Annotated in this window: 3 pseudogenes; 2 read left to right on the top strand and 1 reads right to left on the bottom strand. The window is 61.3% G+C overall.

Going from position 1 to position 1692, the window contains the following annotated elements:
* Positions 1 to 125: 125 nt before the first annotated feature.
* A pseudogene (locus ACLFKU_RS43265) lies at positions 126 to 323 on the top strand (integrase core domain-containing protein); the annotation flags it as partial.
* Positions 324 to 358: 35 nt separating this feature from the next.
* Here the strand turns inward: ACLFKU_RS43265 and ACLFKU_RS43270 are convergent.
* Positions 359 to 869: pseudogene (locus ACLFKU_RS43270) on the bottom strand (IS5 family transposase); the annotation flags it as partial.
* A gap of 326 nt (positions 870 to 1195) precedes the next feature.
* Between ACLFKU_RS43270 and ACLFKU_RS43275 the strand changes: the two are divergent.
* A pseudogene (locus ACLFKU_RS43275) lies at positions 1196 to 1692 on the top strand (IS21 family transposase); the annotation flags it as partial.

Consider the following 1692-nt stretch of genomic DNA (forward strand, 5'->3'; position numbering starts at 1 on the left):
TCCCCAGTTAATGCGCCGGGTAGCCAGTTGGATGCGAGTGCCGCGTAGTGGGTGAAAGGGATGGGTGATCTCGACCGTTACGGTCGCGCAACCGTCGTCACGACAAGCAGTTGCTGACTTACGATAACGGCATGGCGGAAAGCTTCGTGAAGACGATGAAGCGCGACTATATTGCCTTCATGCCAAGACCAGATGCCGCGACCGCAGCGCGCAATCTCGCCGTCGCGTTCGAGCATTACAACGAGCAGCACCCTCATAGCGCGCTGAAGTACCGCTCGCCACGCGAGTTCAGGCGCACAACCGATTCATCAACTCAAGTGTGAGGCGGTGTCCGGAGGTGCAGGGGCAAATTCAGCCGGCCACGTAGGCCGCCAATCGGTGGAATGGCGTCAGGCAGCGGCAGCAACTGGGTGACGTCGTTGCGATTCGCCCCAGTGAGGATCGCGCCGACAAAGACGCCATTGGCGTCTACGAGGACGTGGTGCTTGGAGCCTGGGCGCGATCCGTGGGGCTCGGACCAGCTTTTCGCCCGCCCCAACGGCTCGCACAGCCAAAGAGTCGACGGCTGCTCGGCTGAAATCGAGTTCGCCTGCCTCGCGTAACTTCGGCAGCAGTAGCTCCTGCAGTCGTTTCCCGACGCCGGCCTTCTGTCAGTCGCGCAACCGTCGTCAGCAGGTTGAATCCGATCCAAAATCCCTATTTCGTCGACAGGTCGGGCCAGCGGATACCGGTCTTGAGCACGAACAGGATTCAGTTCAGTGCAGCTCGGCTGGCAACCGGCCTCGATTCTTCTTGCGCCGGGGTTTGGGCGACGGCAGCAATGGCTCGATCAGCGTCCAAAGTTCGTCATCAACAATCGGCGCGCCCATCCTTGGTTCCAGTTGTTCAGGTGGCCAAGGTTAAGGAAGGTCGGCAAAAGTCCTGGCATTGGGATTCCGGTGAACTATCCTGGGATTGTCACTGACCGGCATATTCGAGCCATTCCGGGATCGGCGTAATCGAGCCACCGGATGATCGCCGCAATCGGGCCACTCGATGATCGGCGTATTGGAGCCACCGCAGGATCGGCGTAATCGAGCCACGTAGCAGGCTCAGTGTTCTGTCGGGTGCCAGCCCGAAACGCATTTCGAATTTCCGCAACCCGGTACCTTCAGGCTTTTTGCCCGGAGGGCCGATGAGTCGAAGGAGGTTCGAAGTGTTTGAGTATCGACAGGTACTGGCGCGCATGCGTCAGGGTGATTCCGACCGCGACATTGCCAGCGCGCGCCTGATGGGGCGTGGGAAGCTGAAGACCGTCAGGCAGCTCGCGCTCGCTCGGGGCTGGCTCGATCCCGGTCGGCCCTTGCCGGACGACGCCGAACTGGCAGCGATCTTCGGACGCAATCCGAAGCTGCCGCGTAGCTGCGTCTCCACGATTGAACCGTTTCGCGATCTGGTGCGCGGCTGGTATGACGCCGACGTGCAGGGCACGACGATCTTCAACGCGCTTCAGCGCAACCACGGCTATACGGGCAGCTATTCGGCAGTGCGGCGCTTCCTGCTGCACCTGAAGGCCGAGCGCGGCTCGAGAGCGACGACGATCCTGGAGTTCGCCCCGGCGGACGCAGCGCAGCTCGACTTCGGTGCCGGTCCCGTTTTGACACACGAATCCGGCGTACCGCTCAAGACATGGTTCTTCGTGATGACGCTGTG

Origin of the sequence: Paraburkholderia sp. EG304 (assembly GCF_046543485.1) — a bacterium.
In the GTDB taxonomy this organism is placed as follows: Bacteria; Pseudomonadota; Gammaproteobacteria; order Burkholderiales; family Burkholderiaceae; genus Paraburkholderia; species Paraburkholderia youngii.